General features: G+C 43.5%; 18 protein-coding genes, 1 tRNA gene and 1 pseudogene. 15 read left to right on the forward strand and 5 right to left on the reverse strand.

All coding sequences use genetic code 11. The features are described from left to right. Positions 1-379 precede the first annotated feature (379 nt). The 11 genes from KFV02_RS02490 (at position 380) to KFV02_RS02540 (ending at position 9,868) form a co-directional block, all read left to right on the forward strand. Positions 380-727 (forward strand): hypothetical protein, encoded by a 348-nt coding sequence (locus KFV02_RS02490; RefSeq protein WP_252379954.1) that lies wholly within the window; start codon positions 380-382, stop codon positions 725-727. Between the two features lie 156 nt (positions 728-883). After that, a complete protein-coding gene (locus tag KFV02_RS02495) occupies positions 884-1,756 on the forward strand; it encodes a DMT family transporter (RefSeq protein ID WP_252379955.1) in 873 nt (290 codons plus the stop codon). A gap of 1,455 nt (positions 1,757-3,211) precedes the next feature. After that, complete coding sequence (locus KFV02_RS02500; RefSeq protein WP_252379956.1) at positions 3,212-4,384, forward strand: DegT/DnrJ/EryC1/StrS family aminotransferase; 1,173 nt, start codon at positions 3,212-3,214, stop codon at positions 4,382-4,384. A gap of 60 nt (positions 4,385-4,444) precedes the next feature. Next, positions 4,445-4,819 (forward strand): VanZ family protein, encoded by a 375-nt coding sequence (locus KFV02_RS02505; RefSeq protein ID WP_252379957.1) that lies wholly within the window; start codon positions 4,445-4,447, stop codon positions 4,817-4,819. Positions 4,820-4,871: 52 nt separating this feature from the next. Next, complete coding sequence (locus KFV02_RS02510; protein ID WP_252379958.1) at positions 4,872-5,117, forward strand: hypothetical protein; 246 nt, start codon at positions 4,872-4,874, stop codon at positions 5,115-5,117. 3 nt (positions 5,118-5,120) lie between these two features. Then, the gene (locus tag KFV02_RS02515; protein WP_252379959.1) at positions 5,121-6,077 is read left to right on the forward strand and encodes a hypothetical protein; all 957 of its coding nucleotides are present in this window, start codon (positions 5,121-5,123) and stop codon (positions 6,075-6,077) included. 184 nt (positions 6,078-6,261) lie between these two features. Beyond that, on the forward strand, positions 6,262-7,041 hold the full coding sequence (locus KFV02_RS02520) for an inositol monophosphatase family protein (RefSeq protein ID WP_252379960.1): 780 nt from the start codon (positions 6,262-6,264) through the stop codon (positions 7,039-7,041). Then, the gene (locus KFV02_RS02525) at positions 7,038-7,574 is read left to right on the forward strand and encodes an anthranilate synthase component II (protein WP_252379961.1); all 537 of its coding nucleotides are present in this window, start codon (positions 7,038-7,040) and stop codon (positions 7,572-7,574) included. Before KFV02_RS02520 ends, KFV02_RS02525 begins: the two co-directional genes overlap by 4 nt. Then, positions 7,546-8,826 carry a chorismate-binding protein gene (locus KFV02_RS02530; protein WP_252379962.1) on the forward strand — a complete coding sequence of 427 codons (1,281 nt, stop codon included), beginning with the start codon at positions 7,546-7,548 and terminating at the stop codon, positions 8,824-8,826. The genes KFV02_RS02525 and KFV02_RS02530 overlap by 29 nt, the downstream gene beginning before the upstream one ends. Then, a complete protein-coding gene (locus KFV02_RS02535) occupies positions 8,823-9,593 on the forward strand; it encodes an aminotransferase class IV (RefSeq protein ID WP_252379963.1) in 771 nt (256 codons plus the stop codon). Before KFV02_RS02530 ends, KFV02_RS02535 begins: the two co-directional genes overlap by 4 nt. Before the next feature lie 198 nt (positions 9,594-9,791). Beyond that, positions 9,792-9,868, forward strand: a tRNA-Pro gene (locus KFV02_RS02540). A 117-nt stretch (positions 9,869-9,985) separates the two neighbouring features. On the opposite strand, the gene KFV02_RS02545 is transcribed toward KFV02_RS02540, so the two are convergent. The 5 genes from KFV02_RS02545 to KFV02_RS02565 all read right to left on the reverse strand — a co-directional run bounded on the left by KFV02_RS02545 (position 9,986) and on the right by KFV02_RS02565 (position 14,745). Then, positions 9,986-10,255 carry an amphi-Trp domain-containing protein gene (locus tag KFV02_RS02545; RefSeq protein WP_252379964.1) on the reverse strand — a complete coding sequence of 90 codons (270 nt, stop codon included), beginning with the start codon at positions 10,253-10,255 and terminating at the stop codon, positions 9,986-9,988. 51 nt (positions 10,256-10,306) lie between these two features. Beyond that, positions 10,307-10,786: a metallophosphoesterase family protein gene (locus KFV02_RS02550; RefSeq protein WP_252379965.1), complete on the reverse strand. Its 480-nt coding sequence runs from the start codon at positions 10,784-10,786 to the stop codon at positions 10,307-10,309. A gap of 60 nt (positions 10,787-10,846) precedes the next feature. Further along, positions 10,847-12,220: a sigma-54-dependent transcriptional regulator gene (locus KFV02_RS02555; RefSeq protein WP_252379966.1), complete on the reverse strand. Its 1,374-nt coding sequence runs from the start codon at positions 12,218-12,220 to the stop codon at positions 10,847-10,849. Between the two features lie 138 nt (positions 12,221-12,358). Beyond that, complete coding sequence (locus KFV02_RS02560; RefSeq protein WP_252379967.1) at positions 12,359-13,633, reverse strand: dihydroorotase; 1,275 nt, start codon at positions 13,631-13,633, stop codon at positions 12,359-12,361. Between the two features lie 173 nt (positions 13,634-13,806). Continuing rightward, a complete protein-coding gene (locus KFV02_RS02565; protein ID WP_252379968.1) occupies positions 13,807-14,745 on the reverse strand; it encodes an aspartate carbamoyltransferase catalytic subunit in 939 nt (312 codons plus the stop codon). Positions 14,746-15,220: 475 nt separating this feature from the next. Here KFV02_RS02565 and rimO point away from each other — a divergent pair, with 475 nt between their 5' ends. The 4 genes and pseudogenes from rimO to mqnE all read left to right on the forward strand — a co-directional run bounded on the left by rimO (position 15,221) and on the right by mqnE (position 20,438). Next, positions 15,221-16,555, forward strand: a complete 1,335-nt coding sequence (gene rimO, locus KFV02_RS02570; protein ID WP_252379969.1) for a 30S ribosomal protein S12 methylthiotransferase RimO — start codon at positions 15,221-15,223, stop codon at positions 16,553-16,555. A 209-nt stretch (positions 16,556-16,764) separates the two neighbouring features. Beyond that, positions 16,765-18,498: pseudogene (locus KFV02_RS02575) on the forward strand (30S ribosomal protein S1). Further along, positions 18,488-19,378 (forward strand): signal peptide peptidase SppA, encoded by an 891-nt coding sequence (gene sppA, locus KFV02_RS02580; protein WP_252379970.1) that lies wholly within the window; start codon positions 18,488-18,490, stop codon positions 19,376-19,378. Before KFV02_RS02575 ends, sppA begins: the two are co-directional and overlap by 11 nt. Then, the gene (mqnE, locus tag KFV02_RS02585) at positions 19,371-20,438 is read left to right on the forward strand and encodes an aminofutalosine synthase MqnE (protein WP_252379971.1); all 1,068 of its coding nucleotides are present in this window, start codon (positions 19,371-19,373) and stop codon (positions 20,436-20,438) included. Before sppA ends, mqnE begins: the two co-directional genes overlap by 8 nt. Positions 20,439-20,551 lie beyond the last annotated feature (113 nt).

Genomic DNA, 20,551 nt, shown 5'->3' on the forward strand with positions numbered 1-20,551 from the left:
GCTTGTTATAGAAGCTGAAAGATAAATGGGTGCATCCGATGGCTGCACTTGGGTTGAGTAGTAGAGTATGGTGAGTGGTTGAGTAGGTAAGATATTCAGTGAATATGGGTTTCCGTAGTAGAATTTTCCCCTGATTGCCGACAGATTCCGAATTATTACCACTGCACTGAACGCAGATCAGCAGTATAAAATAGGGTTTGGCCACAGGCTCTAGAGGCTCTGGTTACGTCATTCTGAGCGAATCAAAAAATTTCGTTAGGCACGTTAGATATTATCCGATTTATCGACATAGTTTTCCTGCCCTTCAACTTTGACACCTTCCTGTAGAATAAGCTAGTGCAATCGAAGACTTAAACGGTCATTTAGGAGTGTCCACTTTATGAATCTATTTAAGGCATTAACCAAGAGTAAAGATAAAATTCTATCTGTATCTTTAGAAAAGACATTCGATCTTATGATCAAGGAGTATGGAAGCATGCTAAAATTTAAACTTAATTCTGAGCTTAAAACGATAGAATTTGAAATTCTTTTAAAAGGAGAAATAGAACCTTTAAAGGGCATCATTAATAATTATGAATTATTCACAGAAAACGATAAATATTTCATCAGAGTCAAGGAGATAAAGACATCTCGCGAGTGGATAAATATTATTGCTGAGCAATATATTAAAGATAAAAAGTTTGAAATCCCCAAACAATATGCAAAGATGTTGAAGATGATTATTTAATTATGTAACGAACATGTAAAAATTTTCGTTTCCCCAGGTAATGCTTCCTATCTATTATTTAAAGTTATAAAGTTAAAGAAGACTGGACAACAAGTTAGTCTCAGCCACATACTCTTAGATAAAGAGCATTGAACGAAAATTAATAGTACAACTTACATGACGAATGAAGCTCAGAGAAAAAATTATGGTTCGATAATGATCCTACTGGCAGCGATGCTCTGGGGCACTACAGGCACTGCCCAGGCCCTGGCCCCAATGGGGGCCAGCCCCCTCGTGGTGGGAAGTTTAAGGCTTGCTGTAGGCAGTGCTTTTCTTCTTTTTTTTGCTCGCTCACAGCGGGTAAACTTTGAACCCAATCTATGGCTCTGTTGGCCTAGTCTTCTTGCTGGTATTTGTGTAGCCTTGTACCAATTTTGCTTTTTTGCCGGAGTAAAAAAGACTGGCGTGGCCGTGGGCACCATAGTGGCCATAGGTAGTGGCCCCGTGTTTGCTGGTCTTCTTACCTATCTATTTCGCGGGGAACAACTAACTCGTACCTGGGTTATTTCTACTTTTCTGGCTGTGGTTGGCTGCGCCCTTTTAATAGGCACTAAACAAGATCTTACAATAAACATTTGGGGCATTCTCCTCGCTTTGGGAGCAGGCTTTGCATATGCTCTATACGCGCTGATAAGCAAAGATCTCCTTCAAACTCATGCACCAGAAGCAGTCATGGCCGTCATTTTTACTCTGGGATTTATTTTTACTCTCCCTGTGCTAAAATTCTTAAACTGGTCCTGGCTGTCCCAGATAAAAACTCTTTTAGTCATTTTGCACTTGGGGATCTTGGCCACTGGCCTGGCCTACATATTATTTGCCCGCGGCCTGACAACCGTACCTGTAAGCTCAGCTGTTACCCTGTCCCTGGCAGAACCACTAACCGCCGGTCTTCTGGGCATTTTTTTTCTAGGCGAACCTCTGTCATTGTATACAGGTATTGGAATTAGCTGCATTCTCATCAGTCTAGTTCTTTTATCCAGGCCTACCTAACCCAGCCGAATCAAACTTGAAGGTCTTGGGTGCTATCCGATGGCTGCACTTTGGTTGAGTAGTTGAGTATGGAGAGTAGTTGAGTGTGTGTAGGATATTCTTTGGATATGGGATTCTGTAGTAGAATTTTCCCCTGCTTGCTGCCAGATTCCGGATTATTATCACTGCACAGAACACCTACAGAGGTTCGGTTACTCAATTATAAAAAAATTTTGCTAACCATAAAAAAGAAAAGTGGAAACAATCAGCAGATGGAATGCCAAAATTAAGGCTTCTTAAAAATAGTGCAAATAGCGGATACCAAGGTCTTTTAGCTCGTAAAATTGATACAAAAACACTGTAAAAGGCACGAGATTCTTCACTGCGCCTTGCTCCGTTCAGAATGACGCTCTCCTTCCCGCTTGGACTGAATCAAAGCGGCGTAAATGGCAAAAAAACAGCCATATCAAACCCACCAATTTATACATCCGTCCAAAATTCATTGTTCTTGGAAAGTTAATCCCATCCAGAGGGAACCTATCAGTTATAGTTAGCAGCCATAGAGTCTGTGACCAAACCCCATTTTAACCGCTGATTGAAAGTCCTGGTTTCTGAAATGCATTACAAACGGCTTGGGCAACCCATCTTGGTGAAGCTTGCTTAAAAAACAGAGCATCGGGATGAATTGACTAACTATTTTGCGATACTGACCATAACTATAGATAATAAAAAGAATATTTGTTTACCCAAAATATCCCATTATGCTCTGTCCGCAAGCAAGCTATAGATGAATCCAGGCATTTGAACCAGCTTGAAAGAAATCAGGATTGAAAAAATTATGAAAAATTGTCCCCTGGATCCGTGAAAATTAACTCAACAACGATTCCTGTAACAATCCGAGGCTTTTGGAAAACAGCGAAAACTGTCTGACCGAGTTAGGCAGCCTTAATTAAAATCTTTTTAAATCGTTAGCTCCAAAATTTGCTTAAAAACCTGAAAATATAATGCCACATAAATCCAACGAATCGTGTTAAAAATTTTAAGTTAGGCTGCCTTCGAGGGAGTTTTTTCGCCTGTTTGACAAAAGTTCCGGATTGCTAATTGTCAATAAACAAAATTTACTCACTTTCACGGATTCAGGTAGTCCTCTTAAGCAAGGTTTGGCCACAGACTCCATAGGCTTAAAACAGCGAGCAGTTAACAATAAACTTTAAATATCAACAGGTTACATCCTAAAGCTACCCCCCCAATTTCTAAAGAAAATTACCTAATGATTTTTCACCAAAATTATGCTATTTTTTCTTAATTCATAAAGCTATAATTTAATTTCGTACTTTTCGAATTTCTCGTGGAGCATGATTCGTTAAAAGTCTCCCTCCAAACGAATCTTTCAACTTTTAGCTGAACACTCTAATTTTAAATTTGTGCTCTCGACCTTCGATTTGAGCTTCAAGCTTAAATAATTGGAGAAAATAAATGAGTATTCCTTTTATCGATCTTAAAACTCAATATAAAAAAATCGAGTCCAAGATTAAGGCAAGGATAGACAAGGTCCTAAACCACGGGGCCTATGTTATGGGGCCGGAAGTCAGTGAACTTGAGCAAAAATTAAGTCAATATGTAAACACAGATTACGCCCTGGCCTGTTCATCAGGTACAGATGCCTTGATTTTAGCACTCATGGCCTTGGATATCGGCCCGGGAGATGCAGTACTCACCACACCATTTACTTTTTTCGCCACGGCCGAAACCATAGCCTTTCTTGGGGCCACTCCAATTTTTGTCGACATTGATCCCGAAACGTACAACTTGTCTGTCAATGAACTTAAAAGGACCATCCAGGCCATAAAAAATAATGAGCAAACCCTTTGCCCTCTCCCGGCCAATATCAAACCTGGTTCCGTATCGCTCAAGGCTATCATTACCGTAGATTTATTTGGCCTACCCTGCGATTATGATCAAATCACTGAAATTGCCAGACATGAGAACTTAAAACTAATCGAGGATGCAGCCCAAAGCTTTGGAGCTACTTATAAAGGCAGAAAGGCTTGCTCTTTTGGAGATATTTCCTGCACATCTTTCTTCCCGGCCAAGCCCCTGGGCTGCTATGGCGATGGAGGGATGTGTTTTACCAATGATCAGGATATAATTGAAAGCTTGCGTTCTTTGCGCATTCATGGTCAGGGCAAGGACAAGTATGAAAATGTACGCATAGGCATTAACGGGCGCCTGGACACCTTACAGGCCGCCATACTACTGACCAAGCTAGAAATTTTCCCACGGGAGGTTATGCTTCGGCAGCAGGTGGCCGAGAGGTATAATCAGCTCTTTGAACAGCTACCAGAGCTAGTCACTCCCCAAGTACCTGCTGACCGGACCTCGGTCTGGGCCCAATATTCACTCTTGGCTCAAAACAATCACCAGAGAGATAAAATTTTAGCACATTTAAAAGAGAAGAATATCCCCACAGCTATTTATTATCCCAACCCCCTGCACCTGCAAAAAGCATTTGATTACCTGGGGTACAAACAGGGTGATTTTCCAATCAGCGAAAATATCGGTGAACGTATCTTTAGTCTACCCATGCATCCCTACCTTGAACCTGATATGCAGGAAAAAATTTTTAGCCTGGTCAAGGAGGCAGTTTGACAACTAAAGGAATCGAGCAGCATTGAACAACAAACTCGACAAACTCATAAATGGTAACTAATGCTTAACTCCCGCTGGCACATCTTGCTCTGGTTTGCCTATCTCCTTTGGCTTGTCTGCGCCAGCCTGACTCCTCTGGATATTTCCCTTGATGTCAGGCACGGAGACAAACTGCTCCACGGCCTGGCCTATTTTTTTATGGCCATGCTCTATCCCTGGCCTCTTGTTCGCCATGGCCGAGTTTTTATTTTCGTGGTTTTGACCATACTTGGCTCTTTTATAGAACTTTTGCAGAGTGTCCTGCCCGTAAATAGAACAGGAGACATAAAGGATATTCTGGCCAATTCCTTAGGGATTATTCTTGGTCTTTTGGTATTATGGATTTTTCAAACAACTGCTTATAAGGAAAAATATTCGAATAATAAAATCAAATAAAGCTGGTTAGAGCCGAGTCTCAGGATTGAGAGACGAACAAAGGAGAAACATTATGGACAACAAAATCTTTGAACTAGGCCTGTCTGTAGAAGCAATTTCTCTCTATCTTCTGCTTGATGCACTGATTGCGGCAGAAACACCTTTGAATATGGCAAATGTGCATTCCAGGTGGAACGCCACAGAAGAGATGCTCTCTAAATCGATTGCCGAGCTACAAATGAATGATATAATCCAGATAAATGGCCAGGAGTTTGTTCTTAATCCAGTATCCAATTGGACAGAGACTAAAAAAGCCTAAGCCATGCCTGAGTTGCATTCTCTATGGTCTGGACTAGGATGGCCTTTACTTCGGCTCTGCTTTTTTATCTCCTTAGGCGTTTTTATTGGCAACTTTATTGAATCCCTGAACTGGACCAGATTTATCGCCAAGCTAGCCTATCCTCTGGTAAAATTGGGCCATCTTCAAGATATTTCCGGGGCGAGCTTCTCCCTGGCTTTTTTTTCAGGAGTTACAGCCAATACCATGCTTGCTGAGGCCTATGACCAGGGCCGCCTCAGTAAAAAAGAACTCATTCTCTCCAATCTGTTCAACTCCTTGCCCACTTACTTTTTACACTTGCCCACGACTTTCTTTATTATTGCGCCATTAATCAAAAAGGCAGCCATTCCCTACTTCATGCTGACCATCTCTTCTGCTTTTTTACGCACCTTTTTTATTGTTCTCCTGGCCAGGTTTATTTTGCCAGCCCCTAAAGAGTCTGGTCAGAGCTACAGGCTACCCAACGAGGCCAGCTTTGACCTGAAAGAGATTGCCATAAAAACCTGGAAAAGATTTGGCAAAAGAATGCGCAAAATTTTGAGTTATACTGTGCCCATCTATGTGCTCGTCTTTTTCCTACACCGCTTCGGAGTCTTCCAGAATTTGGAAAACATCATGGCCAAATATATCGACGTCTTGTCCTGGCTCCCACCCCAGGCCTTAAGTATCGTCGCCCTCCAATTAGCTGCAGAGTTTACTGCCGGCCTGGCTGCAGCCGGTGCTCTTTTAGACAGCGGTTCTTTAATGATTAAAGAGGTGGTTCTTGCCCTAATCGTGGGAAATATTCTCTCCTCCCCCATGCGGGCCATCCGTCATCAACTACCATATTATGCAGGTATTTATAAACCAGCCCTGGCAGTGAGGTTAATTATTTTCAATCAAAGCTTTAGAATAGGCAGTCTTATGCTTGTGGCTCTGGTCTACTATTATTTTTGTTGAGCAGTGGGTGCATCCGGTGGCTGCACTTGGGTTGAGTAGTTGAGTAGGTGAGTGGTTAACCAGGTAGGATGGTCAGTGGATGTGTGATTCCGTAGTAGAATTTTTCCCTGGTTGCCGCAGTAGGGTTTGCACAGACTCTTTAGCCTTTTGACCTTTTGCCCATTTTCCCTTAACCTTTGTTTCCATGTTCATAATCGAGCAAAATTTAATCGACCAAACTAAAGAAGCTATTCTAGAAGCCGGGAAAATCATCCTTCATAATTGGGACCGGCCAAAGCAAATTAGACATAAAGGCCGCATTGATCTGGTTACAGATACTGATGTGGCTGTTGAAGATAAACTAAAATCTTCTCTCAAAGACATCCTGCCTCAGACCAGTTTTCTGGCTGAAGAATCTGCCAGCAGCACAAAACCAGGCAACCTCACCTGGATCATTGACCCCTTGGATGGAACAACCAATTTCGCTCACCACATTCCATTTGTGGCCATTTCTGTTGCCCTGTGGGCTGAAAACAATGTTGTCCTGGGTTTTGTTTATCTGCCTATTCTAAAGGAAATGTTCTGGGCGGCACATAATAAAGGGGCTTTTTTAAACGATCAAAAAATTTCGGTCTCGACTACAAAAGCACTGGAACAAAGCCTCGTGGCAACTGGATTCCCATACTCTGTTCGAGAGGACATTGATGAGATAATGACTTATTTAAGAAAGGTGCTCGTTACTGCGCGAGGTGTGCGCCGGCCAGGTTCGGCAGCCATTGATTTGGCTTACACTGCATGTGGTCGCTATGATGCCTTTTATGAACTGGGACTAAAACCCTGGGATACAGCCGCAGGGCTCCTGCTTGTCCAGGAGGCAGGAGGAAATATTTCCACTTTTTCCGATAAGCCTTATACCTTGGGACATCGTCAAATCCTGGCCACCAATGGTCTTGTTCATCAGGCCATGGTTGATTTATTGAGATGAACATCCTTCTGATTGACAATAACGACAGCTTCACCTGCAATCTGGAACATCTTCTGGCCACGACCACAAAGGGAAAGGTTAAGGTTATCCCGTATAACGAGTTAACTTTAGAACTGCCGAAAGGATACGATTTTACAGTAATCTCACCTGGGCCAGGAAAACCATCTGAATACCCCCAGTATTCATATCTTTTTGCCCAAAACATACCCATTCTGGGTATATGTTTGGGTATGCAAATTATTAATAAATTTTTTGGCGGGAAAACAGCACCGTTACAGGGATGCATTCATGGAAAAACCGATGCAATCAGGTTTATGGGCCGAAACTATCAGGTTGCCCGTTACCACTCGCTCTACTTAAGCCAGGTAGCTGATTGTCTAGAGGTAATTGCAATCAACGCTAGCGGCGTACCCATGGCGGTACGCCACAAATCTCGCAAAATTCTTGGCTATCAGTTCCATCCAGAGTCTTTTTTAACTCAGGACGGAGAAAATTTTATCAACTATGCCCTTAAATTTTTCGAGCTCAATTGAACCTGAGAGGTTTATATCCATTGCCGCACATCTGGCCCGGCACTACATGGCTGACCTTTTCTTGTCCGGACCAGGATATCCAGGCGAAAACACATGCCTGGTTGGAATTAACCCCAGCGACTCCCTGATCGTAAACGAAGAGACCAAACAAGAGGACATCAGCAAATTTGTCTTTTCCAGTCCAAGTCCTACTTTTGGTTTTTTAAGCTATACCTATGGGCTAAAATTACACTCCATACCCACAAGTAAGACCATAAATTTTCCTTTGGGCCATTTGAAAAAATATAAAGCTTTGCTTGTCTATAATCTAAAGAGCAAAAAACTCGAATTGTATAGTTATGGTCAAGACGCTAGAGAGCTGGAAAAACTCGTTTCCCAGTCAGGTCAGCTTAATCTTGATTTTACTCCTTCCCAGATTGCTAGCGAGTTAAAAGGATCTCTTATCAGCTCTCTGGACCGGTCCGCTTATATACAGGGCGTGAAAAAAGTCCTGGACTATATCCGTGCTGGCTACACTTACCAACTAAATCTTTCCATTAAATTTTCCATAGACTTTAATAACCTGAACCCCCTTGATCTATTTCTTCATCTCTGGCGCAAAAAACCTGCCCCGTTTTACGCCTGGTTTTATAGCGGCCAGCACCGGATCATCTCAACTTCTCCTGAACGTTTCCTCCAGGTTAAAAACGGCAATGTTTTGTCCCAGCCTATCAAAGGCACGCTTTCTTTCCAGCGCTTCGATCCAGCTCTTGTTTCCCAACTGACCAGCTCCGATAAGGAAGATGCAGAGTTATCCATGATAGTAGACCTGATCCGAAACGACATTTCCTATAATTGCGCTTACGGAACAGTGAGGGTGAACGGCCATAAATCAACTTTTATTGTGGACAATCTGATTCAGATGTATTCAAATGTTCAGGGAAGGCTGCGTGAAGATAGAACTTGTGTGGACCTTTTACTGGATGCATTTCCCGGAGGTTCTGTCACTGGCTGCCCAAAGAAAAAATCCATGGAGCTTATCGAAGAACTAGAGCCTCATGCCAGGGACATTTACTGCGGGACATTCTTTATAATTTGGGACAAAAAAAATATGGATTCATCCATTGCCATCAGAACCGGTTATTACGATACCAGGGCCAAAAAATTTCACTTTTTTGCCGGTAGCGGCATCGTCATCGACTCTGATCCTGAAAAAGAGTACCTGGAAACTTTGGCTAAAGCAGAAAAATTTCTGGACATAGTTCAATCATGATCTATTTTTACAAAAACGATTTTCATGAAGACCATGTCAGGTTAAATGTGCAGGGCCCGGCCTTTAAATTCGGCTTTGGCTTTTTTGAAACCCTGTTTTATAACCAAAAAAAAGTATGCCACCTGGAGGCCCATCTAACTCGCCTGCTCTCCAGCCTTGAAACATTCAGCGTGCCCTATCAACGCGTGGACTTCGAATCGGTGATCCAGGAAGTTCTTTATCAGAATGGTCTTTTAGACGACTTTGCCCGGATAAATATCTACTATTTTCTGGACTCTGACACAGCAGCCTCATCACCTCTTATTGCTGCTGCCCGTTACTCGCCTGCCCCGGACAAAACTTACCGCCTGCTTATTTCACCAAATCATCTTCACACATATTTAAGCTCGCATAAGACTATGAACTACATGTATTACTATCTCGAGCGAGCTTTGGCTTTACAAAAAGGCTTTGATGACGCTTTGATCACAAATAACAGGGAGCATGTACTGGAAGCTTCCACTGCTTCTCTGCTATTCAGCGATGGAATAAAATTTTACTCCCCGGCTTCAAAATATAAACTCCCCGGCACGAGTACTGCCGTAGCCCGTTCAGTTATAGACATTAAAGAAGAGGTCATAAACTTAGATAACCTGCCTTCGTTTAAACACGTTTATATCCTTAACTCGCTCATCGGCATGAAGCCCGTGATCCAGATAGACGATTTGAAGTTTGAGCCGGAATATAAAACCTGTCGATTGGTTTCGGAAAAAATTCTTTTTCCTTAAGTAGAGGTGCAGCGTGCTCCTACTTCTTCATCCAACACGCATTTACAAGGATTGAGGGCTTGGCCACAGAATCACTCAGCCAAAGACAGAGGGCAGGTTCAACTTTCAATTTTCAACTAATTTAAAATCATTCCTGATATTTCTATTCCCAAACTATTGACAAAAAATTAAGCTCACATTAAGGACTTTAATCCTTGTCGGGAAGTGGCGCAGCCTGGTAGCGCACCTGCCTTGGGAGCAGGGGGCCGCTGGTTCAAATCCAGTCTTCCCGACCATAGCAATCAAGGGGTTACGGATAAATTTCTGTAACCCTATTTTATTTTGGGCAATGTTTCGGGGAACATTATCCAGCCAAACCCACTTACAGCCAGCCACACACTTTTTTTATAAACCTAACCTATACTAACTCCGCCTTGTTCTTCTTCGCCCTCAACCCATTCGATCTCCAATTCAAGTGTTCTTTTGACCCTCGCCTTGGTCTCTTCTTCCACTTTAACCTCAAGAGTCAAATTCTTTGGAAAACTCAAGACGATCTCATTCGTTCCCTGCTTTAAAATCAAACTTCCTTGTTCGATTTTATCTGCTACCTGTCTTAAAAAAACGGCCACTTCCTGGGCTGTTTTTCTCTCTTCACTTTTAAATAGCACTTGTTCTCTGCCCATAGTCCCTCCTTTATTTTTTGATATAGAACACAAACCTATCTTCAACTAACTTTAGATAACTACAAATTCTACCTGTGGATGATCATCAATCCAGCAAATCTTAGCCAAAGAGGGTTGACCATCCCGAGGGTGAAACAATGAACCCGGGTTCAAGAGATATGCACCGGTTTTTGCCTGGCCCCAGAAACGACGATGAGTATGCCCAAAAAGAATCAAATTATACTCAGGGCCGAAGGCCTGTGCTACACTTTCCCCCACATTTGCTCCCCGGCCAAAACCATGGGCAATACCTATCTTTTTACCGGCCAATTCCAGGCTTAAACTAGGAGGCATATCTGTTAATTGAAAATCACAATTTCCCCGCACAGCATAAAATCTGGGATGGGCATTCAAAAAAGCCCAGGTATCCTGACCCACAATATCTCCGCAATGTATAAGCACATCTGCCTGTTCAAGATGCGCCCTAAAAATCCAGACCAATTCATCATTAGGGGATTTAAGATGTGTATCTGAAATTACCGCGATGATCATCTTAATTCTATCTAGTCAAAGGATTCAACAAGCAACCAGTTAACCAAAACTCAAATCGCCTTAATCCTCTATTTGTGTAAGACCAACTTTACTTAGCCTGTACCTGAACTGGCGCAGGTTAAGCCCCAAAAGGCCAGCTGCTTTACTTTTATGATTATTTGTCCGCTCAAGGGCCTGTTCTAAAATCTCTTTTTCCTGCTCCAAAAGGTAGTCATCCAGACTAATTTTCCCTTGTAATACTTCTTCTATTCCAGAGGATCTATCACTCACCTGGGGCTGTTCATAAATCACTAAGGAGTTAGGAGTAATTTTATCTCCTGTCTCCAGGGCCACTGCCCGCTCAACAATATTTTCCAACTCCCGGACATTACCCGGATAAGTGTATTTCAAAAGTTTTTCCTCGGCCTCTGGAGTAAATTCGTGCACATTCTTTTTTTGTTCAGCACAGGCTCTTTGTAAAAAATACCTGGCCAGCAGCAAAATGTCTTCTCCCCGTTCACGCAAAGGAGGGAGGTTAACAATGACTCCGCTTAAACGATAATAAAGGTCCTCCCGAAAATTTCCCTGAGCTACTTCCTGCTCCACCAATTTATTCGTGGCCGCGATAAAACGCACATCAACGTGCCTTTCCTCTACAGCGCCCAAGGGGATAAAACACCGTTCCTGAATGCAACGCAGAAGTTTGACCTGTGTCGAGGGCTTAAGTTCCGCCACTTCGTCTAGAAATACCGTACCCCCTTCAGCAGCCTCTAAAAGGCCTTTTTTAGGTCGATCTGCACCGGTAAACGCCCCTTTGGAATAACCAAAGAGTTCACTTTCTATTAGATTGTCAGGCAGTCCACCACAATTTATGGCCAGAAAAGGTTTGTCTTTGCGCCCACTTTCATTGTGAATAGCCCGGGCGATGAGTTCTTTTCCCGTGCCTGACTCTCCTGTGATAAGCACATTTATTTCAGTCGGGGCGATTTTTTTTACCAAATCAAAGACTTCCTGCATCTTCTTACTTTGGCCAATAATTTGACCATAGTAGCCTTTAATCTGGCCTTTGAGGAAAATATTTTCCTCTCTCAAACGGCTGGCTTCCAGGATTCGTTCCACAATCAGCAAGAACTCATCCAGGTCAAAGGGTTTGCTGATATAATCAGCCGCGCCCAGTTTCATGGCTTCAACAGCACTCTGGGTTTCAGCAAAGGCTGTAATCATGACCACCGGCAAATCCGGATGGTAATTTTTAAGTTCTTTAAGCAAATCCAAACCGCTTTCCTGGCCCAACTTTAGATCCAGCAAAACCAGATCCGGGACATGGGTCTTTAAGAGCTCCCAAGCCTGAGCCGAATTTTCCCCTTTCCAGACCCTGTGCCCTTTTTTAACCAGAGCTATTTCTAATACTTCACGCAGACTCAGATCGTCATCAACAATAAGAATATTTGCCATATTTTTTAATGTGGAGGTTTAAGGTATTCGCAATCTATTGTGTTTATTATAAGTTTAGTTGCTTACTGCTTAAATGTTTTATTGGTTTATTAGCTAACTACTCGACTACTCGACTACTTAAAAAATACAGGCTATAAATTAAATCCTGTTGAAAACCAAACGGCCGCGCAGAAAATGAGCCATGACCTGGCCTCTTAATTTCTGTCCCAAAGCTGGAGTATTTTTACCTTTGGAGAGCATGGTCTCCGGGCCTACCTCCCACTCTGCCTCCGGAGCAAAGAGGAAGAAGTCTGCTACATCTCCTTCCTGAAAAGCATTCGCCTTAAGATCAAAAATTTCAGCTGGCGCCTGCACAAAAAGCCGGATTAAATCATCATTACTTAGTACCCCATCCAGTACCAGACCAAAGCAAAGACTCAATGCCGTGTCCAGACCGGAAATACCATTTGGTGCTTCAGCAAAAGGAACATCCTTTTCAAATTGGGCATGAGGGGCATGGTCCGTGGCCAACACGTCAATTACTTTCTCACGCACAGCCTGTTGCAAGGCCAGGACATCATCTTTTGTTCGCAAAGGAGGATTGACTTTGGCCAAGGTATTATAACCCTGGACTAGGGTTTCATCCCAGACAAGGTAATGCGGGCAGGTCTCCGCCGTGATGGGAATAGATTTTTGTTTGGCCCAGGCAATCAATTCTACAGACTGACGACAGCTAATATGAGCTAGATGAATAGGTAAATCAAGATACGCTGCCATGAGGATATCCCTGGCTACCTGCATGGTTTCTGCCACTGAAGGGATACCTTTTAATCCCAAATACGCGGATACCTCTCCCTCATTCATTAGGCCTTCGTGGCTCAAATAACTGTCTTCACAATGATCGATGACTTTTAACCCCAAGTCAGAACTATATTCCACAGCACGGCGAAAAAGTTCGTTATTTTCTACAGGCAAACCATCATTTGAAAAGGCTTTGCAACCAGCTTCGGCCAGTTCAGCCATGGGCGATAGTTCTTTACCGGTCAGTCCTTTGGTCAATGCCCCGATGGGATGTAGAAATGGGCCATGAGGATGAAAATTCCTGGCCTGTTCGAGCATAAACTCTGTCACTGATGCTGAGTCATTAACAGGATTGGTATTTGCCATGGCCATAACCTGACCAAAACCTCCGGCTATGGCTGCTTTTAGGCCAGAATTAATATCCTCTTTATATTCAAATCCAGGCTCACGCAGGTGTACGTGCACGTCTATAAGACTGGGCCAAAGCAAGAACCCTTGACCATCGAATTCTTCTTCTGCCTGAACTCTCTCTGTCCCTCCGGGCACAAACTCCTTGATCTTGCCTTGATGGACTATAAGATCCCCTTTTTTATCGTTTAGAACCACATTTTTAACCACTAAATCTGCCTGCATTTAAGCCCCCGAATTGAGTTTGTTGCGTTAGCTCTTCACTTAAACTACTTTAGAGCCTGTGGCCGAACCTTCCTATCACCTTAATTTCCATGGTTTATTCTAGTCTTTGTACCAGCATAAAAGAAACCAAGACTTTCAATCAGCGCTTAAAACAGGGTTTGGCCACATGTTCTTTAATGATGTAGTTGGGTCCCGGGACGAGCCAGATAAAGATAGAGAACGGCCATACGAACTGCCACGCCGGCTTCCACCTGGTCCAGGATCAAACTCCGATCCCCGTCCGCCAATTCCGAGGAAATCTCAACGCCTCGGTTCATGGGGCCTGGATGCATAATCTTAACATCATCCTTGGCCAGAGCAAGGTGTTTGCGGGCTAACCCATAGCGCTGGGCATACTCTCTTAAATCTGGCAACAGCCCTGCTTCCTGACGCTCCAATTGAAGCCTTAGACAAATAATGGCGTCTACTCCTTCACAGGCCCGTTCAAGATCTGTAAATAATGTCACCGGCCAGTTTTTTACATCAAAAGGAAGCAAGGTCCTAGGGGCGCAGAGCCTCACCCTGGCACCCAGCTTGGTCAAGAGGATGATATCAGATCTTGCCACCCGGCTATGAGCAATGTCTCCGAGGATAAGAATCTCCCTGTTCTCAAAACTTTCCCAGACTTGACTCAAAGTAAAGCCATCCAAGAGGGCCTGAGTAGGATGAGCATGCCAACCATCGCCGGCATTGATCACTGTACAGTACAAATTTTTAGCCAGAAACTCAGCCGCTCCGCTGAAACTATGCCGGACGACAATGGCATCCGGACGCATGGCTTGCAAAGTTAGGGCAGTGTCTTTAAGACTCTCTCCTTTAAGGAGGCTACTGCCCGACTTGCTCAAGGAAAAACTATCTGCCGAAAGGCGTTTAGCGGCCATATCAAAGGAGGTCTTGGTCCTGGTGGAGGGTTCGGCAAAAAAAAGAACTACACTCTTACCTTTTAAAGTAGGTACTTTCTTTACCGGCCTGCGGTTAATTTCCAAAAAATGGCGGGCCGTCTCAAAAACATGCCGGATTTCCTCGACTGATAACTGAGAAACATCCAAAAGGTCCTTGTGCGACCAATGCATAATTTTACCTCATAATTCGTGATTTGTTCAAATGGCGCTTACTCGGCACATAAGAGTCTGTGGCCAAACCATATTTTGACTACCAGATTGAAAATCCTGGTTTCTTGAAAGCATTGCAAAGGGCTGGGTAAACCATCTTGACGAAGCTTGCGGATAAGCAGAGCATCGGGGTGACGAAGCTAAATAGCCAGAAGTATTTGCCATAACTATCGACAATAAAAAGAATATTCATTTATCCCCAATGCCCCGTTATGCTCTGCCCGCAAGCAAGTCTTAGTTGGATCCAGGCATTTGCACCAGCATGAAAGAAATCAGGATTGAAAAAAATTATGATAAAGTTGGCCTCTTAAGCAAGGTTCGGCCACAGACTCATAAATCTTTTGCCATATACATAAAAAGTTAAAAAAAGAAAAGTTTGATTAAGTGCACATAGTCAGTCATCAATATAACTCAAAAAATAAAACAGAAAAACACAATGAACTCAATAAGTATTTATACCATAAGCCTTGGTTGCCCTAAAAACCTTGTGGACACGGAAAATATGCTTGGTCCACTAAAAAATGTTTGTCGCAACGTTGATGATCCAAGAAAGGCCCAGGTCATCCTCATTAATACCTGCGCCTTTATTCAACCGGCCATAGAGGAGTCCCTGCAAAATATCCTGGAAATGGTCGAAATAGTTAAGGAAAGTAGCCAAAACCCTCTATTGGTAGTTACTGGCTGCCTGGTCTCCCGTTTTGGTCAGGAATTAAAAAAAGAAATCCCTGAAGTGGATATTTTCCTGACCATCAAGGACCAGTCCAAGTGGCTAGAAGTTCTGACCAGACATTTTAGTAATAAGTTAGCTTCCAACAACCAACACTCAATACTCAAAAACCAAAACTCAAAACTGTTCCCCCGGCTGCTGACTACCCCTAAAAGCTTTGCTTATTTGAAAATTAGTGAAGGGTGCAACAATAAATGTTCTTTTTGCTCCATCCCTTCCATAAGGGGCCGCCTCAAATCCAAACCGCTGAACCAACTCATACAAGAAGCTGAATTTCTTTTAGACCAGGGAGTCAAGGAAATTATTCTTGTAGCCCAGGACAGTACTGCTTATGGACGGGATTTGGGTTACAAATATGGTCTTATGACCCTTTTAGAGAAGCTCTTGTCCTTGTCCAGGTTGAAGTGGCTTAGAATTATGTACCTCTACCCGGCCGGACTAAGTCAAAGCTTACTCAAATTTTTAGCTGCTTGCGGGAAGCCATTTGTACCTTATTTTGATCTGCCTCTGCAGCATGCCCATCCCCAAATCTTGAAGTCCATGGGGCGACCATTTGCTCAGAATCCTCAAAAAATCATTGACCGCATTCGTAATTATTTTCCTGAGGCCGCCCTCCGCACCACTTTGATCGTTGGCTATCCTGGCGAGACAGATGCCCATTTTCAGACCCTCTACGATTTTGTAGAACGTAACCGATTCCATCATCTCGGGGTGTTCCCTTATTATCCAGAACAAGGCACAAAGGCGGCAACACTTCCCCAGCAAGTTTCAGATGTGGAAAAAAGAACACGCCAGGACCTTATAATGAGGCTACAACAAAAAATTAGCACCCGGATACTGGCTGAATATGAAGGAGAAAACATGGATGTACTGGTGGACAAAGCACACCCTGAATGGCCGGGTCTATTTGTCGGAAGGGTCTGGTTCCAGGCACCGGAAATCGACGGGGTGACGTATATCAGTGGCCCTGACATCCATAGCGGATCAATGGTTTATGCCACGATCCACGAAGCCAAAACTTACGATCTTGTAGCGCTTTATTGATAAATTTATTTATTTAAAACAACGAGCTAAGGATTAAAGACTAAAAAATTTCCCTTCACTCTGGTGTCCCATCCTTCTAGCTTTCGCCACACTCAGGCTCAACACTGCTATTCTCCTTACTTTTTAACTATCAAACCCTCATAAACTTATTGCCATCTATAGTCGTATCTGTTAGAAAAACTCAAATTATTGTGTGTTAGGGGGTTTTTATGGAAAACACAAACAACTTGGTGGAAACAAAACCTGATCTCGACATGGAGGTGAACTTTGAAGCTGAACTAGAAAAGTATTTAAACTCTGACTTTGATGAAGTCCAAGATGGCTCCATCATTTCTGGTGAAGTTGTCAAGATCACAAAAAACTATGTCCTGGTCGATGTCAGCTTCAAATCCGAAGGTCAGATTCCCATTGAAGAATTTCTAGACAGCGATGGCAATCTCACTGTGCAAGAAGGCGAGAAAGTTGACGTCTTTGTCGTGTCCAAAGATGAAGCTGAGGGTGCCATCACTCTTTCCTATGAACGTGCCAGGCGTTTTAAACTCCTTGATGAGTTAGAACAGGTCATGGAAGAAAACGGTACTATCAAGGCACGTATTATAAAACGCATCAAAGGTGGTTATCATGTTGACTTAGGTGGGATCATTGCCTTTTTGCCGGGTTCTCATGTTGATTTAAGGCCTGTTCCAGATATGGACGCTTTGGTCGGCCAGGAATTTGATTTTCGTGTCCTCAAAATTAATCGCCGTCGGAGCAATATCATTGTCTCCCGCCGCGTCCTTCTTGAAGAAGAAAGGGAAAAGAAACGCGAAGAACTTTTGAGCACCTTGGCTGAAGGACAGGTAGTGAAGGGGAAAGTAAAAAATATCACTGAGTATGGTGTATTCATCGATCTAGGCGGGGTTGACGGCTTATTACATATAACTGATATGTCCTGGAAAAGGATCAAGCACCCCAAGGAGATGGTCCAACTCGGAGATGAACTAGAATTAAAAGTTCTCAGTTTTGATCCAGAAGAGAAGAAAGTTTCTTTGGGTCTCAAACAGCTTGTCCCCGATCCATGGGCAAATATTACAGAGCGTTTTCCAGAAGGCGCAAAGCTGACTGGTAAAGTTACTAACCTGGTCGATTACGGAGCCTTTGTGGAATTGGATTCCGGAGTTGAAGGCTTAGTACACATATCAGAGATGTCCTGGACCAGGAAGCTGCGGCATCCATCACAGATGGTCAAGGTCGGTGATGAAGTTGAGGTGGTCATTTTGGGTGTGGATGCTGAGCGCAAACGCATCTCTTTAGGCATGAAGCAGGTCAATCCCAATCCCTGGGATATAGTCGCTGAAAAATATCCTGAAGGAACTATCTTAGAGGCTCCCATCAAAAACATCACTGAGTTCGGACTGTTTATTGGTATTGAAGACGGCATCGATGGTCTCATTCATGTTTCGGACATTTCCTGGACCAAGAAAATCCGTCATCCCAATGAACTGTACAAGGTTGGCGACATTGTCCGGGCCAAAGTGCTTACAGTTGACAAAGAAAATGAGAAATTCACTTTGGGCATCAAATAGCTTACCGAGGATCCATGGTTGGAAGTTCCTAACCGGTACCCTGTAGGTACAGCAGTGGTTGGGAAAATCACCAATATTACTGACTTCGGCCTGTTTGTAGAGGTGGAGGAAGGCATTGAAGGACTGGTCCATGTCTCAGAAATGAGCCGCAAAAAGATCAAGAATCCCAAAGAAGTCTTCCAGGAAGGCCAGGATATCCAAGCCAAAGTCATCCATGTCAGTGCGGACGAAAGAAGACTTGGACTGTCTATCAAGCAATTCCAGGAGGAAGAAGAGAAAAAACGGGCTCAGGATTTTAAAAACAAGTCCGGTTCTGCTGCCGGAAGTAACCTGGGCGAACTTATCCGCCAGAAATTAGAACAAGAGGATGGAGAATAAACTTAAATTCAGCCAAAAGCATCCTTTGCTCTTTGGCTTCGCTTTAATTCTAACGGCTATGGTCCTGATCATCGGGGCCATGGCCGTTTTTAATTTCTTCTTTTTTAAGGCCCACAGAAATTCATTTTTCGGAACCAAGGTCGGTGTGGTCCATATAAATGGTCTGATAGCTGATTCCCTGCGTATTACCAATTGGATTGACGAACTGGCCAAGGATAATGCCATAAAAGGGGTCATTGTGCGAATTAATTCACCCGGCGGAGTTGTTGGTCCTTCCCAAGAAATCTATGCTGCTCTTCAAGCCCTGGCCCGGAAAAAAAAGGTCGTGGCTTCAATGGGCTCTGTGGCTGCCTCCGGGGGCTATTATATTGCCTGTGCCGCACATAAAATTGTGGCCAACCCCGGCACTTTGACTGCCAGCATCGGCGTCAAGGCAAAACTCACCAACATGCAGGGACTCATGCAAAAATTGGGAATTGCCGAGCAGACCGTTACCAGTGGAAAATTAAAAAATGCCGGGACCATATTTCGGCCTTTAACCCCGGAAGAAAAAAAGTACTTTCAATCTCTGGTTAATGATATGCATGACCAGTTTGTCCAGGATGTGGCCAGAGGACGGCACATGGACATAGAAAAGGTACGGGCCCTGGCTGATGGTCGGGCCATGACCGGTCGGCAGGCCAAAGAAGCTGGTCTGGTGGATGAGTTGGGTGGATTTAACAAGTCTCTGGATGTCTTACGTTTGTTAACTGGAATTAAAGGGGAAATTTCCCTGGTGCAGGGTCCACCTGAAAAGTCGTCACTGTTAGAAAAATTTTTAGGTAAGCTTACTTTCAAAGAGCAAATTCTGGGGCCTCGGTGGGTATTTACCTATGAATAAGACTCAAGAAGTCATCGATAAGGTAAGTCAGGGTTTAAGAATTTCTTTAAGTGAAGCCCTGGAACTGGTTAAGAGAGCTTCCATTCATGATCTGGGCAGCCTGGCCTATCAGGTGCGTAGCAAATTATACGGACAGCAGGCCTTTTATATATACAATCAACATATTAATTACACCAATATCTGTCAAAATGCTTGCAGATTCTGTGCATACAGCAAGAGCCCTGACCAAGACGGCGCATATACCTACTCAATAGAGCAAATAAAAGACGAAGTTCGTAGCCGGATAAAAGAACCCATTACCGAAATCCATATTGTAGGAGGACTAAACCCAGATCTACCCTACTCTTATTATTTACAGTTACTAAAAAGTATAAAAGAGATCCGCCCTGATGTAAAAATAAAGGCCTTTACCGCTGTTGAGATCGCTTTTTTGGCCCAAAAATACGGGATTTCTCCTCGCAAGGTACTGCATGAATTGCACGAGGCTGGTTTGGATGCCTTGCCAGGTGGCGGTGCCGAGGTGTTTGATCCGAAACTCAGACAAAAACTCTGCCCGGAAAAGATTTCTGGCAAGGCCTGGCTGGATATCCATAGAGAGGCGCATAAACAAGGCATTCCTACCAATTGCACCATGCTCTTTGGGCACATTGAAACTTGGGAAGATCGCTTGAATCATCTCCAGTTCTTACGTGACCTTCAGGATGAAAGCGGTGGCTTTTTGTGCTTTATTCCTCTGCCGTATCAACCTGCAAATAATAATTTAAAAGCTGATGGCCCCGATGGTCTCGACTTTTTGCGCATGATTGCCATCTCCAGGATCTTCCTTGACAATATTCCCCATATCAAGGCCTACTGGGTTTTTGCCGGCATCAAGGCTGCACAGCTTGCCTTGTGGTACGGTGCTGATGACTTTGACGGAACAATCGTCGAGGAGAAGATTGGCCACGCTGCTGGTGCTGACACCCCCAGGGGGTTAACCGTCAAAGCCCTTTGCAAGCTTATTCAAAAAGCAGAATTTACACCTGTTGAAAGGGATACTTTTTTTAACGTCAGCCCGTAAACAAAAATGTAAGTCTTTCAACAATCCAAGTTCAGCAAGAACTGGAAGGTCCTAAAAAATGGACCAGACAATAAAAGATCTTCATAAAACCAGCCAAAAAAATTGTCTTAACT

The organism is Desulfovulcanus ferrireducens (assembly GCF_018704065.1).
Lineage (GTDB): Bacteria > Desulfobacterota > Desulfovibrionia > Desulfovibrionales > Desulfonatronovibrionaceae > Desulfovulcanus > Desulfovulcanus ferrireducens.

Coding starts and splice junctions, on each gene's coding strand:
- KFV02_RS02565 (WP_252379968.1), bottom strand. CDS start 14,745: ATGCATTGGTCGCACAAGGACCTTTTGGATGTTTCTCAGTTATCAGTC.
- KFV02_RS02530 (WP_252379962.1), top strand. CDS start 7,546: ATGCCCTTAAATTTTTCGAGCTCAATTGAACCTGAGAGGTTTATATCC.
- KFV02_RS02545 (WP_252379964.1), bottom strand. CDS start 10,255: ATGGGCAGAGAACAAGTGCTATTTAAAAGTGAAGAGAGAAAAACAGCC.
- KFV02_RS02510 (WP_252379958.1), top strand. CDS start 4,872: ATGGACAACAAAATCTTTGAACTAGGCCTGTCTGTAGAAGCAATTTCT.
- KFV02_RS02495 (WP_252379955.1), top strand. CDS start 884: ATGACGAATGAAGCTCAGAGAAAAAATTATGGTTCGATAATGATCCTA.
- KFV02_RS02515 (WP_252379959.1), top strand. CDS start 5,121: ATGCCTGAGTTGCATTCTCTATGGTCTGGACTAGGATGGCCTTTACTT.
- KFV02_RS02520 (WP_252379960.1), top strand. CDS start 6,262: ATGTTCATAATCGAGCAAAATTTAATCGACCAAACTAAAGAAGCTATT.
- mqnE (WP_252379971.1), top strand. CDS start 19,371: ATGAATAAGACTCAAGAAGTCATCGATAAGGTAAGTCAGGGTTTAAGA.
- KFV02_RS02560 (WP_252379967.1), bottom strand. CDS start 13,633: ATGCAGGCAGATTTAGTGGTTAAAAATGTGGTTCTAAACGATAAAAAA.
- KFV02_RS02505 (WP_252379957.1), top strand. CDS start 4,445: ATGCTTAACTCCCGCTGGCACATCTTGCTCTGGTTTGCCTATCTCCTT.
- KFV02_RS02490 (WP_252379954.1), top strand. CDS start 380: ATGAATCTATTTAAGGCATTAACCAAGAGTAAAGATAAAATTCTATCT.
- KFV02_RS02555 (WP_252379966.1), bottom strand. CDS start 12,220: ATGGCAAATATTCTTATTGTTGATGACGATCTGAGTCTGCGTGAAGTA.
- KFV02_RS02525 (WP_252379961.1), top strand. CDS start 7,038: ATGAACATCCTTCTGATTGACAATAACGACAGCTTCACCTGCAATCTG.
- KFV02_RS02550 (WP_252379965.1), bottom strand. CDS start 10,786: ATGATCATCGCGGTAATTTCAGATACACATCTTAAATCCCCTAATGAT.
- rimO (WP_252379969.1), top strand. CDS start 15,221: ATGAACTCAATAAGTATTTATACCATAAGCCTTGGTTGCCCTAAAAAC.
- KFV02_RS02500 (WP_252379956.1), top strand. CDS start 3,212: ATGAGTATTCCTTTTATCGATCTTAAAACTCAATATAAAAAAATCGAG.
- KFV02_RS02535 (WP_252379963.1), top strand. CDS start 8,823: ATGATCTATTTTTACAAAAACGATTTTCATGAAGACCATGTCAGGTTA.
- sppA (WP_252379970.1), top strand. CDS start 18,488: ATGGAGAATAAACTTAAATTCAGCCAAAAGCATCCTTTGCTCTTTGGC.